We start from the raw sequence: 12,323 nt of genomic DNA, 5'->3' as shown, positions 1-12,323 counted from the left end.
GGGAATCACGCGATGCGCCAGGACCCCGATCGCCGAGGCCAGCGTCACGTAGCAGAAGAAGATCAGCATATGCCAAACGCGGCTCATTCGGCTGTCCCGGAAGGCGGCGCTGGCGCAGGGCGCCGCCGAAAAGATGAAACCTTTATTGCAGTTCGGGAGGGTAGCAAAATTCCCAGGTCAAAACACGTCCTTCGGTCCGGTTCCGCAACGACTTCGAGGCGTCCGGCATAAGTCTTTAATAAATCTGGGAAATCACCGGCAATCGGCACCCACGGCATCGGCGACGCGGGCGAAACCGTCGCGGGCCAGAAGCGCCGGCAGATCACGGGTGATTCGCGCGACCAATCCCGGCCCTTCATAGATCAGCGCGGAATAAAGCTGTACCAGCGTCGCGCCCGACCGAATCTTGCGGTAGGCATCCGCCGCCGACGAGACGCCCCCGACGCCGATCAACGGGACCTTACCGCCTGTCAGCCGATAGATCCGGCGCAGCATGTCGGTCGAAGGCTCGAACAGCGGCCGTCCGCTCAACCCTCCGGTTTCCGAGGCCTGGGGCGATTTCAGCGTCTCAGGCCGGGCGATGGTGGTGTTCGAAACGATCAAGCCGCCGACATCGGGTTCGGCCGCGACCTCGGCAATGCTTTCCAAATCCGCCTCTTCCAGATCGGGCGCGATTTTCACCAGAATCGGCGGCAGGCTGTCCGAAGGGTCCGCGGACCGGCGCACCGCCGCCACCAGTTCCCGCAACTGGTCCGGCGACTGCAGGGCCCGCAGTCCCGGCGTGTTCGGGGAGGATACGTTGATCGTGATGTAATCGGCGTATTTCGACAGGGCGGCACTGCAGGCGGCGTAATCGGCGGCGGCATCCTCGCTGGTCTTGTTCTTGCCGAAGTTCACGCCCAACGGACCCGGCAAAGGCTTGCGACGCAGTTCATGAAGCCGCGCGGCGGCGGCGGCCGCACCCTTGTTGTTGAACCCCATGCGGTTGATCACCGCGCCATCCTGCGCCAGGCGGAAAAGCCGGGGTTTCGGATTGCCCTGCTGCGCCAGCGGTGTGATGGAGCCGACTTCGACGAAGCCGAACCCCATGGCGAAGGCGCCACGCACGACCTCAGCATCCTTGTCGAAACCGGCCGCCAGCCCGATGGGACTGGGGAAGGTCAGGCCGAAGGCCTGGACCGTGAGGCGATCGTCGGTCGACCGGCCCATTCGCGGACCCAATCCCCGGCGCATCGCGGCAATCGTCAATCGGTGCGCCTGCTCCGGATCGAGGCAGCGCACCAAAGGCATCATCAGGTCATGAAGGCTCATGATCGCCCGGCAACTCCGGAAATACATGGGCGCCGTCGGCCCCTAACGGCAGGGGCGCCGCCAGTCTGATGGCGTCCAAGGGGACATCGCCATAGACATGAGGAAACAGCGCGCCGCCGCGCGACTTTTCCCAAACCAGCGTTTGCCCCAGCGAAGCCTCTTCGACGCCCAGCAGCACCAGATCCGCTTCACCCGCGCGATGTTTGCGGGCGCTTTCCGCGATCTGTTCAGCGGTGGAAAAATGCAGAAAGCCGTCGGCACGGTCCGCTTCCGACCCGGTATAGCGTCCGGTTTGCTGCGCCGCCTGCCACGCCTGCTGTTTTGCGAGGTGATAGATCATTCCGGCACAGTATGGCGACGGCCCTTCGCCCGCAAGCCGGTGCAGGACGACGGAACGGTGATTTGGGATGTTCTGTTCTCGATTTAGTTCTTGACTTGTTCTCATTAATTTCTAAACTGAAGACCAAGAACAGGGCACACGTGTGTCCGCGTCCCGGAACCCGGCCCTGCCGGACAATTCTTCGGCGGACCGGCCCTGATCACCCCCGGCCGATAACCGTCCCGTCCCGCAATCGCGCGCTCCGGCGCCGCGTGCGGCGACCTCCCCCATCTGCCTGCGCACGTTCGGCACTGCCGCGTCCGCCGGGCGGGACGGCCGGTCTTCCCGGCCGCCATGCCCCAAAGTCCAAGGTCCAGGCTCCCCGGCCAACCTGTCTCGGCAGCGACAACCGGACCCGTAAGGAACCGCATTTCCGGAAAACTCTGAAAGGAAACCAGACATGTCCACGACTGTGGAACAGTCCTTTTCCCGGCAGTTCGAGGCCGAGGTCCATCTCGCCTATCAGCGCATGGGATCGAAGCTTCGCAACACCGTGCGCACCAAGGACGGAATCAAGGGCAGTTCGACCACCTTCCAAAAGGTCGGCAAGGGCACGGCCTCCACCAAGGCACGGCACGGCAAGGTGCCGGTGATGAATATCGATCATGTGCCGGTCGAAATCGCGCTTCAGGATTATTACGCGGGCGATTGGGTCGACGCGCTGGACGAGATCAAGCTGCGCCACGACGAACGGTCCGTTGTCGCCAATGCCGGCGCCTATGCGCTGGGCCGCAAGACCGACGAGCTGCTGATCGCGGCGATGGAAACCACGCCTTCGTCGCAAGACTCCGAAGACGGCACGACCGGCCTGACCAAGTCGAAAGTGTTGGAAGCCTTTGAAATGCTGGGCGCGCTGGACGTGCCGGACGACGGTCAGCGTTACGCCGTCATCGGTTGGAAGCAATGGAGCGACCTGCTGGATATCGAGGAGTTCGCCAATGCCGACTATGTCGGCAGTGACGACCTGCCCTGGCGCGGGACGCAGGCCAAACGATGGCTCGGCACGCTGTGGATGCCGCATTCCGGCCTCGCCCTCTCCGGCGGGGTGCGCAACGGCTACTGGTATCACAAGACGGCGGTTGGTCATGCCATCGGCCAGGACGTGAAGGCCGACATCACCTGGCACGGCGACCGCGCCGCCCATTTCGTCAATCACATGATGAGCCAAGGCGCCGGCGTTATCGACCCGACCGGGATCGTCCGCCTGCCCTGCCTTGAATCGTAATCGAAAGGACGCCGCATCATGGCTTTCAAATCCCAGGACCTGAGCGTGATCGCCTATGCGAACGGTTTCACGCTTTGGCATTACACCACCCCGGATCTGGCCGCCGAGGTCGATACGTCGGGTTACTTCAACGACGCGGCGACCATGCTTCGGGTCGGCGACATGATCCTGGCCAATACCGATACCGACAGCGGCCTGTCCTCCGGCATTCTGCATATCTCGGCAAATGATGGCGGCACCGTCGATGTCGACAACATGACCGCCGTCGGCGGTGCCGATACGGACTGATCGGCTTCTTTCATTCCCTCCAACTGGGCCGCCGGTTTCCGGCGGCCCGTTCTTTTTCGGGAGGCCGCGATGGCTTTGAACAGTATTCAGTTGGCCAGCCAGGCGTTGATCAAGATCGGCGCGATGCCGATTTCCAGTTTCGATGATGGTTCGGCGGAAAGTACCGTCGCGGCGGCGCTCTATGCCACGACGCGCGATGCGCTGTTATCCGCGCATCCCTGGAACTTCGCGACGGCGCAACGTGACCTGCCGCGCCTCGAAATCGGGCCGGTCGCGGATTACGGCTGCGCCTTTCAGCTTCCCGTCGATTTCCTGCGCGCGCTGTCGGCCGGCGGGGGCGGGCGGGGGCGCGGCATCGAATACCGGATCGCGGAGAACCGACTGCATGCCGACGTACCCGCAATCACGCTGACCTATATCTACCGGCCGGTGGAAAACGCCTTCCCGGCCTTCTTCGATGAGGCCCTGATCGCGCGACTGGCAGCGGAGTATTGCCTGCCGCTGACGGAGAGTACCTCGCGGGCCGAGGCGCTGCACCGGTTGGCGGAGGAACGGGTCCGCACCGCGCGTTTGATCGACGCACAACAGGACACGCCCGCCCGGTTCGACGACTTCACGTTGGTGGAGGTCCGGGGCTGATGGCGCGCGTCAAGACGATCAAGACCAACTTCACCGCCGGAGAAATTTCGCCCCATCTTCTGGGGCGCGGCGACCTGACCGCCTATCAGAACGGGGCTGCGAAACTGCGCAATGTACGCATTTTCCCGACCGGCGGGGTCACGCGGCGGTCCGGCCTGCGTTTCGTATCCGCCGCGCCGGGGCCCGGTCGGCTCGTATCCTTCGAATTCAATACGGAACAGGTCTATCTGCTGGTCTTTACCGATTTCCAGGTATCGGTGTTTTCCGGTGACGCGAAGATCGCGGATCTGGCGACGCCCTGGTCCGAGGGCCAGTTGGCGCATCTGACCTGGACGCAAAGCGCGGACACGTTGCTGCTGGTTCATCCGGATGTGCCGCCGAAGCGTCTGACCCGCAAAGCCGCGCTGGACTGGACGCTGAGCGATTGGAAGTTCCACGAAAAGGACGGACGGATCTTTCAACCCTTCTATCGGTTCGCCGACGAGGAGATCACGATCCAGCCCAGCGCCACGACGGGCCAGGTCACGCTGACCGCGTCGCAGGACATCTTCGAGATCGGTCATGTCGGAACGCGGTTCCGCTTGTCCGACAAGGAAGTCGAGATCAATTCGGTCGGCGGCCCGCGGACGGCGGTAGCGACCGTCCAGGAAACGTTGATCGGGACCGGGGCGCAGAAGGATTGGGAGGAGGCCGCTTTCTCTCCGGTTCGGGGATATCCGGTCTGCTGCTGCTTCCATCAGGACCGCCTGGTGATCGGCGGCAGCCGCGATCTGACCAACCGGCTCTGGCTGTCGAAATCCGCCGATCTGTTCAATTTCGACCTGGGGGAGGCGGAAGACGACGAGGCGATCGAATTCGCCATCCTGTCGGATCAGGTCAACGCGATCCGCGCCGTCTTTTCCGGCCGCCATCTGCAAGTCTTCACCTCCGGCGCGGAATGGATGGTCACCGGCGATCCGCTGACACCGTCCGCGATCCAGCTGAAGCGTCAGACCCGTGTCGGGTCGCCGGTGGATCGATCGATCCTGCCGCGCGACGTGGACGGTGCGACCTTGTTCGTATCCCGCAGCGGGAAGGAGTTGCGCGAGTTTCTGTTCACCGACGTGGAGCAGGCCTATCAATCGAATGACCTGGCCGTCTTGTCCGGAGAGATGCTGCGCGATCCCGTCGACCAGGATTTCCACAAAAGCGAACGCATCATGTATCTGGTCAACGGTGACGGCAGTCTGGCGCTTGTCACCGTCTTCCGGCCGGAAAAAGTGACGGCCTGGTCCCTGACGACCACGGACGGCGCCTTCCTGTCGATCGCCGTGGTCGGAGAAGACGTCTATACCCTGATCGACCGGCACGGCCGCCATTCCATAGAGCGGTTCGACGCGGAACTGCTGACCGACTGCGCCTATAGCGGGACGGTCGCGGAAGGCGATGACGGGCGACGGATCTGGAACGCCCTGCCATGGCTTGAGAATTGGGAGGTCGACATCATCGCCGACGGGGTCGTTCGCGGCCGTCAGGCGGTTTCGAACGGTGCCGTCACCCTATCCGATCCGGCTTTCCGGATCGAATCAGGCCTGCCCTACAGCCACCATATCGAGCCCCTGCCGCCATTCCTGCAAGGCGCATCGGGCATCAGCCAGGGCACCGCCTTCCGGTTGGTGCGGGCAACGTTCCGCATGCTCGATACCGCCGCCTTGTCGGTCGATACCGGCAGCGGATTGCGCTCACTGTCCTTCGAATACTTTGGCGAATCCCGTTTCGATCAGCCGATCCGCCGTGTGACCGGGGACCGCACCGTTCGGGCTTTGGGCTGGCGGCACGGTGACCCCAAGCCGCTTTGGCGGATCGAACAGGCGGATCCGTTGCCCTGCACCCTGCTTTCGGTCCTGACCGAAATTTCGACAAACGGCTGAGCTTGGAAGGAGCCCATCATGGCCGCAGCCCCCGCCTTGGCGATCGCATCCCTTGTGATGTCCGCCGCGCAGACCGTCGTCAGCGCGAAACAGGCCAGCGCCAGCCGAAAGGCGCAGGCCGCCCGCATCGAACAGCAGCAACAGCAGGCCGCCCTGCAGCAACGCATCGACGAGCGGAATCTCGAACGAAAACGAAAGCAGGAGATCGGTGCCGCCCGCGCCAGATTGTCTGCCTCAGGCGTCGGCACAACGGGCGGGTCCGGTGAGGCCGTTCTGCGCGGCCTTAACGGCGCCTTCGACCGACAACTTTCCGAAGGCCGGGCGCTCTACGATTCCGGGCAAGCCGGCGCCGGCAGCTTGTTGGACGATAAGTATGGCGGCATCCAGTCGATGCTGTCGTCGGGCCAGCAATTGGTCGGCATCGGCCAGCAGATCGTCTCAATGAGCGGCGACTGAGACAACTACGGCCTGGCCGCCATCCCCCTATTGTGAATGGACCAAGACCATGAATGACCCCCTCTCCGGCGGAACGCCGTCCCGTATTCAATACATTCAGGCCGAGCCGGGCGGCATGCGGATTTTCGACTATCCGTTTCAGATTCTCGCGGACTCCGACCTTACGGTCGCGGTCAACGATGCGATCCTCGACCCGGAAACCTATTTTGTCAGTGGCATCGGCAATCCCGGCGGCGGTGAGGTTTCGCTGACCGAGCCCCCTGAAGTGGGGTCCCGAATTACCCTTTGGCGGGCCATGCCCTTCACCATGGACGAAGCGTTTGCGACCGGCACCGAGATTCGCGCCGCAGCTTTGAATGGTGCTTTCGGGCGGCTGACGATGATGGTCCAGCAGGTTGCAGATGAAACCGCCAATGCGGTACGCGCCTCGATCACCGATCTGGAACGCGACCTGACCCTTCCAACGGTCGCCGAACGCGCCGGTCGCTATCTGAGTTTCGATGCCGATGGTCGGCCGGAAGCCGTGACCGCCCGCTTTATCGGCGACATGCGGAACTTGGGTCTGGTCTATCTGGGCGCGTATTCCACGATTGCCGCGCCGACCAACCGGCTCAACGGGACGTCCCTGCAGGTGGGCGACCTCTATTTCGATATCGACGCCGACGAGATGAATATCTGGCGGGCCGGGGGATGGACGACGGCCGCTGCACCTGACGCGACCCTATTCCGGCATGACGGAAGCCTGGCCATGAGCGGCGATCTCGATATGGGCGGGCACGATATCGTCAATCCCGGATTGATTGACGGACGGGATGTCGCCGCGGACGGGGCGGTGCTCGATGCGCTGAAAGAGATTATCACGGATTGGGAGTTCACGACCCGCTATATCGCCATGCGCAATGCCTGGGAGATCGCCCAATTGCGCGGCCTTACGGTACATGCGCTGGCGAACACCTATCTGGACACGTTCCAGGATTTGAGCGGCGTCGAAACCGGCATGATGGCCATCGGCTCGAACGAGGGCACCGTCATCAGCGGCACCGACGGATCTATAAATGCCGTGAACGGTCTCTGGGGGCCGGATTACGCGTTCGACGGGCGCGCCCATGATACGGGCGCCCAGGCCACCGGAGGCCCCACCTTCTTCTATATCGGCAAGGATTGGGGTGCCGGCAACGCACGGACGATCACAAAAATCCGGGCATGGGGCGAACCCGGCGCGCTGGGCTTCGCGGCGCAAGCCACCACCTGTGCCCTTTCTTTCCAGGCCTCCAATACCGGTGCCTGGGCGGGGGAGGAAACAACCCTGTGGTCCGATCCCAGTTTCGCAGATCCAGGCGGCGCGTTCGTTGAGGTTGAGATTGCCGACACGACAAGTGCTTGCCGGTTTCATCGCTTTTTGATCGAAGAAACGGAGGAGGCCCAGGAGCTACAGGTCATGAACCTCACCTTGTTTGAGGGGCTGGACCTTCCGCTTTCGTCATCCGGGATTCGTCTCGATCAAGTGAATGGCGGCCTTGCCAATGGCGATGGCCCGCATTCCGTCTTGTCTTCTACGGAGCATTGGTCGACTCGAACCGGGTTCGCCCATTCCGGAGATGTCATCAGCGTCTCACCGAATGCCGGTGCAATTCGAACGAAACTACCCCTGATCGGGAATTTCGATGTGGAACTCACCTTGGGAACGGTGTCCTCCAATCGTCTCTGGCGGTTCGGCCTGTTCGCGCAGGGCGAGATCGCCAGTTTCGACCCCTCCCTGGTCCTGGGTGGACTTCCGATCGATCCCGCTTCCACCGCGGGTATCGGAATCGACAATGGCATCGGCTTGTCGCTCGAACAGGATTTTCTTCAGATTCTGAAAGTCCAGAACAATGTCGCTGGCCCGGACGGTTCGGCAAGTGTCGGACTCTTGTCTGGAGATCGCCTGACCGTTCGTCGGCGAGCAGGCGTTTTGAGCATTTTGCTCAATGACACCGGTGTCATCGAAACCACCCTTGATCCGGCAACCGCCTACTACGCTGTGCTGGGATCCGGTGCCGAAGCCTACGATTTCGAGAGCCTGTCCTGGACGGAATGGCGGGACGAACCCATGGCGTTGATTTCCGCACCGATCCTGACGGACGGTATCGTCAATGACCTCCATATTCTGGTTGAAACGGAAGGTCTGTATCGCGGCGAGAACGCTCTGCCTCTGTCAAACGACTTTCTGGCGGCCCCTTGGATCCAGGCCGGCGCGACCCTGGAGGTTCTCTCTGATCAATCCGGTCCCCACCAGGGCTTTCGACTGACGGAAACCGAAACGCCCGGTGTCCACGCCCTGATCCGGATCGTGCCGATCCGGCCGGGACAGACCTATACCGCATCGCTCTTTGCCAAAGCAGCCGAACGAACAAGGCTTCGCTTGCTTTGGGGCAATCAATCCACCAGTCGTTATGGATATGCCATTTACGACTTGGAGTCTGGAACAGTCGGCAATCCGGTTTCGATCGGTACAGCCTCGCCTTTCACGGCAACGATCATCCCGGCCGGTAGCGGCTGGTATCGATGCGTTCTGACGGGCTTGCTGGACACCAACTCCAACCAAGGACAGTTCAGCGTTTACTGTTTGAATGATTTCAATCAGACACACTATCCTGGAGTACTTACCTCGGGCCTCACTGTTTCCGGAGCTCAATTGGAGGCTGCCGAGACTGTCGGCCCTTACTTTGAAACGTCGAATATGGTGCCGGGACCTCGCCCGGTCCTAGGGCGGGATGTTGAAATCTCGATTAGTTCGGATGGCGGCAATTCGTGGGAAGATGCGAAACTGGTCCGTCCTCCACTTCAATCATCCGACCATCTGATTGCACATTATTTCGCTGAATTGACCGGCGTTCCTCAAGGCGACGATCTGAGGATCAGATTCAATCTGGATCGCGTGGAAAGCGTCCGGCTTAAGCGTTGGGCGCTACAGGCAGACTGTCCCCTTTTGTTGAACGACTGAAACTCCCACTAGTACGGAAGGACGCCAATTATGGAACCCGAAAGCCGGGACGCGAGTTGGTACCGAACCCAATTCATTCAGCCAAGCGGTTCAACCAACCGGGAGTTTCGGGCTGATCTTCCGCTAGGACCGAACTGCCGGCCGCATGTCTCTGTCAATGATCGTATTTTGTCAGGTCGGCAGTACGTCCTGATGGATATGCCTGACGGTGGCATCACCGTAACCCTTTCCGAAATTCCGAAGTCGGGCGACGTCATTACGATCTGGGTCTCGCCCGAAGACACGTCTGCAGCAAGCTTTTTGCCCGGGCAATCGGTCCAGAATGCGGCGATCAATGCCCAGATTCTGCGTCTAATCGAGTCTGTAACCGCCATCCGAAACCGGGCCGGTACAGCACTTCGATTCACCAAGACGGATGTCTCGATGGCGCAAAGCCCACTGCCACATGTCATGTCCCGGGCCGGTAAAGTATTGGGTTTTGATCTGGATGGACACCTGGTGGCGGAGGGCGCACCGCCCCCAGCCATGCCGGCTCTCGAAAGGCCTTGGCTGCTGGATAGCTCCCCCGAAAGCGGCCTGCCGCTCACAAGGCCCGGCGACTTGGCATTGCGCGTGGGTGATCTTGTAAGGGATGTCGGAACAGGGACCCTCTTTGCTTGGGCGGGTGATTCCTGGCGACCGTCCTATTCCGCCCTTTCGGACTATCTGCCGCTTAATGGAGAATCCTCAGCGACTGGCCCATTGCAGCTTGCGAATTTCGCGGTAATCGGCGCGGAACGGATCGCCGGTCGGTCAATCGGGACCGACGGAGATGACGTGGAGAACCTCAACCGGCATGCCAACGCATCGCTAGTCCACCTTGCGAATCTGGCGGAAAGAAACGCTTGGGATCTTTCGACGGTTCAACTTTCCGCGCCCGGAGCCGTCGCCAATCTCTACTTGGACGATTTCGCGACGCCCCAGGGTATTGCCTCTGGAGAGAACGGAAACATCGCGATTTGGGACGATCAGGATTGTGGGACGGTCTTTGTCCGCAAGGCTGGCAGACTGGCCGTGCAATCCGGTTCGACCAGCAGTTTTCAGTACATTGCGGCCCGGAGCTCTCGATCCAATGGGCGCATCTACGTCGAGTTCATTCACACCAAAACCAAACCGGTCGCCTCCGCCCATACCTGGCACGGCCTCCGTCTGGTCGGGACAACGGCTGTGAGCGGCAATCCACCGCCGTTGGGCTATATTCTATGTGCCAATGACGGGGACGTCTTCGACGGGTATTCCGGGTTACCACGCGGCCAAAGTTTCACGGAAGCCTGGCCCGCCAACCATGTCGGCGATGGCGCGGTCGGCACCCTTGCGGTGGACATCGACCGGGGAGAGGTCTGGATCGGATTCGTGGCCCCCGACCTGTCGACCTGGTGGCACGGCGATGGCGACCCGGATACCGGGGAACGACCAACCGTCCGGTTTCCGCCAGGCGCCGCCGTGGCATTGGCCTGCGGGCTTTGGGGCGCGGAGCCGTTCGAGGTTCTGCTCAATGCCGGGCAGCAAAGCTTTGCCGGGTCGGTGCCAACGGGATTCCGGGCAGGTTGGCATGATGGCGATGCAGACAATGTCGTGTCGGACCATGTCGACCTGGATGCGGAATCGCGCACATGCCGACCTGTTCGGACAACCCTGGCGACATTGAATCCCAATGTCGAATGGACTCAAACCCCGCATTGGTATGGCTATCGCAACCCCGTCGTCAGCCAGCGGGCACATATCGGCCGGTCGTCCTGGCTCCTGGAAACCGGCGGCGCCGGGTCCCCGACGATGCTTCACCTCGATTGGAGCAAGGAACAGAACCAGAAGCTCATAAATGCCACGCAAATCGAAGTCTGCGTATCGGTCGCCAGTTCGCACATGACGTTTGGTGGGGCGGGATACGGCACCAATATCCAAACCGGCTGGGTCGACGACCATGACGCACCAGCCCACCATATGCGCCTGGGAGCCTACTTGCTGGCGGGCAGCGTTCAATCACTCGTCCATCCCGGCGGTAGTCTGGTCAACCCGTGTCCGCATATCGCCTTGGCAGATGACACCTGGTACGATTTGACCTGGCGCCTGACCAAGCCCGCCGGATTTGCCGCCTCTACCCAAAATCTGGAATTCCTGATCGACGGCGACATCGCCTGGACCGGCAGTTTCACGGCAAACCCGGCCCTCGCAGTGGAAAACGGCATCTGGGCAGGATCGAATGACGGCCTGCAGTACTTCCATCAGCATGATGGCTACCCCTATTGGACAAGCGCGCTCAGCGACTGGTCGGTCCGCACGAGTTTCGACACGCCGCAACCGATGTCGCTGATCTCCCGGCCCGTTCTATGCGAAGCGGTGCCCGGGAAAGTGCGGCTGCTGGCGGAAATTGGAAACCTGAGCGGTCTGACGGAGAATCAGGATTTTGCCTTCTCCATCCGGCGAGACGACAGCGGCGACTGGCTACCGGTTCCGGTCAGCAAAAGGTATCAGACCGGCATCGATCGCTGGATTTGCGAAGGCGAGTTAGACTTGACCGAAGCTGCGGGAGGCACCCGCCTGCGCGTGCGCCTGCAAACCTTCAATCAATCCGACCCTGTCCTTCACCGTTGGCTCTTCGCTGCGGACACGCCATTTTATCAATAGAACAAAAAGGGATCAATTATGCCACAGATCATTGAATCTAGCGGGCCGATGAGCGCGGTTCGGCGCATCCGAATGGAAGCGGAACGGCGCATCGCCCGAGGTATCCTGGTAAACGGCGTGGCCTTTCGCGCCGACGACGCCTCGACACAGCGGGTCGGAGAGTTGCTGCAATCCTTCCGGGACGGTCTGATCGGACCGGACGGCGCCCGTTTCCGCACCGCAAGCGGCATCGACCTAATCCTGCATTCCGTCGACGCGGCCCGCCGCATTCATGAGGCCCAGCGCCGATACCGCGCCGCCTGCCTCGCCAGTTCGGCGGCGTTGCAGGAAACCCGCCCGGACGATGTCGCCAGCGATCGGCACTGGCCCTCACCGGAACAGGTCGATCTTTAGATCCCAAACCCCACCCCATCTTTGGAAGCGCCCCGCCGATGGCGGGGATTTTTGTTTCCGGTTGTCGCTTCAACG

General features: G+C 61.6%; 10 protein-coding genes. 8 read left to right on the top strand and 2 right to left on the bottom strand.

The window, feature by feature from the left end:
- Positions 1-252 precede the first annotated feature (252 nt).
- Positions 253-1,311: a quinone-dependent dihydroorotate dehydrogenase gene (locus ACO06O_RS21390; protein ID WP_421884674.1), complete on the bottom strand. Its 1,059-nt coding sequence runs from the start codon at positions 1,309-1,311 to the stop codon at positions 253-255.
- Entirely contained in the window at positions 1,298-1,651 is a 354-nt protein-coding gene (locus ACO06O_RS21385) for a DUF952 domain-containing protein (protein ID WP_421884670.1), read from the bottom strand. Before ACO06O_RS21385 ends, ACO06O_RS21390 begins: the two co-directional genes overlap by 14 nt.
- A 439-nt stretch (positions 1,652-2,090) precedes the next feature.
- Here ACO06O_RS21385 and ACO06O_RS21380 point away from each other — a divergent pair, with 439 nt between their 5' ends.
- The 8 genes from ACO06O_RS21380 (at position 2,091) to ACO06O_RS21345 (ending at position 12,248) form a co-directional block, all read left to right on the top strand.
- The gene (locus ACO06O_RS21380) at positions 2,091-2,915 is read left to right on the top strand and encodes a phage capsid protein (RefSeq protein WP_421884667.1); all 825 of its coding nucleotides are present in this window, start codon (positions 2,091-2,093) and stop codon (positions 2,913-2,915) included.
- A gap of 18 nt (positions 2,916-2,933) precedes the next feature.
- Positions 2,934-3,203 carry a hypothetical protein gene (locus ACO06O_RS21375; protein WP_421884665.1) on the top strand — a complete coding sequence of 90 codons (270 nt, stop codon included), beginning with the start codon at positions 2,934-2,936 and terminating at the stop codon, positions 3,201-3,203.
- Between the two features lie 69 nt (positions 3,204-3,272).
- Positions 3,273-3,842 carry a hypothetical protein gene (locus ACO06O_RS21370; RefSeq protein WP_421884662.1) on the top strand — a complete coding sequence of 190 codons (570 nt, stop codon included), beginning with the start codon at positions 3,273-3,275 and terminating at the stop codon, positions 3,840-3,842.
- Entirely contained in the window at positions 3,842-5,752 is a 1,911-nt protein-coding gene (locus ACO06O_RS21365) for a hypothetical protein (RefSeq protein ID WP_421884659.1), read from the top strand. The genes ACO06O_RS21370 and ACO06O_RS21365 overlap by 1 nt, the downstream gene beginning before the upstream one ends.
- Before the next feature lie 18 nt (positions 5,753-5,770).
- On the top strand, positions 5,771-6,208 hold the full coding sequence (locus ACO06O_RS21360; protein WP_421884656.1) for a hypothetical protein: 438 nt from the start codon (positions 5,771-5,773) through the stop codon (positions 6,206-6,208).
- 49 nt (positions 6,209-6,257) lie between these two features.
- On the top strand, positions 6,258-9,191 hold the full coding sequence (locus tag ACO06O_RS21355; RefSeq protein WP_421884653.1) for a phage head spike fiber domain-containing protein: 2,934 nt from the start codon (positions 6,258-6,260) through the stop codon (positions 9,189-9,191).
- A 198-nt stretch (positions 9,192-9,389) separates the two neighbouring features.
- Positions 9,390-11,855 (top strand): hypothetical protein, encoded by a 2,466-nt coding sequence (locus ACO06O_RS21350; protein ID WP_421884650.1) that lies wholly within the window; start codon positions 9,390-9,392, stop codon positions 11,853-11,855.
- Between the two features lie 18 nt (positions 11,856-11,873).
- Complete coding sequence (locus ACO06O_RS21345; RefSeq protein ID WP_421884647.1) at positions 11,874-12,248, top strand: hypothetical protein; 375 nt, start codon at positions 11,874-11,876, stop codon at positions 12,246-12,248.
- The last annotated feature ends 75 nt before the right edge of the window (positions 12,249-12,323 follow it).

The organism is Pacificispira sp. (assembly GCF_965228185.1).
Taxonomy (GTDB): domain Bacteria; phylum Pseudomonadota; class Alphaproteobacteria; order UBA8366; family Aestuariispiraceae; genus Pacificispira.
This window is presented reverse-complemented; position numbering and strand designations above follow the sequence as displayed.

Coding starts and splice junctions, on each gene's coding strand:
- ACO06O_RS21390 (WP_421884674.1), bottom strand. CDS start 1,311: ATGAGCCTTCATGACCTGATGATGCCTTTGGTGCGCTGCCTCGATCCG.
- ACO06O_RS21385 (WP_421884670.1), bottom strand. CDS start 1,651: ATGATCTATCACCTCGCAAAACAGCAGGCGTGGCAGGCGGCGCAGCAA.
- ACO06O_RS21380 (WP_421884667.1), top strand. CDS start 2,091: ATGTCCACGACTGTGGAACAGTCCTTTTCCCGGCAGTTCGAGGCCGAG.
- ACO06O_RS21375 (WP_421884665.1), top strand. CDS start 2,934: ATGGCTTTCAAATCCCAGGACCTGAGCGTGATCGCCTATGCGAACGGT.
- ACO06O_RS21370 (WP_421884662.1), top strand. CDS start 3,273: ATGGCTTTGAACAGTATTCAGTTGGCCAGCCAGGCGTTGATCAAGATC.
- ACO06O_RS21365 (WP_421884659.1), top strand. CDS start 3,842: ATGGCGCGCGTCAAGACGATCAAGACCAACTTCACCGCCGGAGAAATT.
- ACO06O_RS21360 (WP_421884656.1), top strand. CDS start 5,771: ATGGCCGCAGCCCCCGCCTTGGCGATCGCATCCCTTGTGATGTCCGCC.
- ACO06O_RS21355 (WP_421884653.1), top strand. CDS start 6,258: ATGAATGACCCCCTCTCCGGCGGAACGCCGTCCCGTATTCAATACATT.
- ACO06O_RS21350 (WP_421884650.1), top strand. CDS start 9,390: ATGCCTGACGGTGGCATCACCGTAACCCTTTCCGAAATTCCGAAGTCG.
- ACO06O_RS21345 (WP_421884647.1), top strand. CDS start 11,874: ATGCCACAGATCATTGAATCTAGCGGGCCGATGAGCGCGGTTCGGCGC.